The sequence below is a fragment of the Micromonospora sp. ATLC20 genome, from assembly GCF_057196585.1.
This window is the reverse complement of sequence record NZ_JBXUOV010000397.1, coordinates 1-953: the sequence shown is the minus strand read 5'-3', so window position 1 is coordinate 953 and position 953 is coordinate 1. Positions and strand designations below refer to the sequence as shown.

General features: G+C 77.2%; 1 protein-coding gene and 1 pseudogene. One reads left to right on the top strand and one right to left on the bottom strand.

Features of this window, described 5'->3' with window-relative positions:
* On the top strand, window positions 1–377 hold a 377-nt coding region (locus tag AC2CHG_RS31575; protein ID WP_484526230.1), incomplete at its 5' end, for an ADP-ribosylglycohydrolase family protein.
* Between the two features lie 194 nt (window positions 378–571).
* Here the strand turns inward: AC2CHG_RS31575 and AC2CHG_RS31570 are convergent.
* Window positions 572–953, bottom strand: a pseudogene (locus AC2CHG_RS31570) (hypothetical protein); the annotation flags it as partial.

Here is a 953-nt window from a genome sequence, read left to right as displayed (position 1 = left end):
GGCCCGACCCGGCCCGGCTGCTCACCGCCGTCGCCGGGACGCTCGACCCGGCCGGTGAGGTGCACCGCGGGGTACGCCGGGCCGCCGCGCTGCTCGGTCACTCCGCCGCCGCGGCGGCCGACGCGCTCGGCAACGGCTCCCGGGTCACCGCGCAGGACACCGTGCCGTTCACGCTCTGGGTCGCCGCCACGCTGCTGCACGACTACCCCGCCGCGATCCGCGTCTGCGTGGAGGCGGGCGGCGACGTGGACACCACCGCCGCGATCGTGGGCGGGATCGTGGCCGCGTACACCGGGGTGGGCGCGCCGGGCGGCGTGCCGGAGGGCTGGCTGACCGCCCGCGAGCCACTCCCCGGCTGGCTGACCGCCCCCGCCTGACCGCCCGTACTTCCGTTCGTTTCGACCGGCACGCGGGCCACTTCGGGGAGGTGGCGGGGTCGAGGGTGCGTGATGCCGCAACCTCCCCGAGCAGGTGTGGATCACGGTCGGTGGTGACCAGGGTGCGCGCCAGCTCGGCGAGGTGGCGGGGTCGGCGGGGGTGGGATGCAGCCACCTCGGCGAAGTGGAGTCGATCATGCGCTCCGGCGTGCACCACCAGCGGGGACGGGCTCGCCGAGCGGGTCCGCGGCGCTCCCCGAATCCGGGGAATCCGGTGCCGGGTCTCCAGTGAGCGAATCGGGTGCCGGGGTGTCGGCGGCGGGAGCGGGGGCACGCTCGGGGGAGTCGGAGCGGTTGTCCGCGTCCGGGCGCTCGGTGGTGGCGGGCGCGTCGGGGGAAAGGCTGTCGTCCGGGGTAGGGCTGTCTTCCGGGAGGGTCATGGTGTCGCGCCGGCGGCGACTCAGCAGCCAGCCGATCGCCGCGCCACCGGCCAGCCCGGCGAGCAGGCCACCGCCGAGCAGCAGGTCGGCGCTCGGCCCGTCGTCGGCAGCCCCGGCCGCCGGTGCCGTGCCGCCC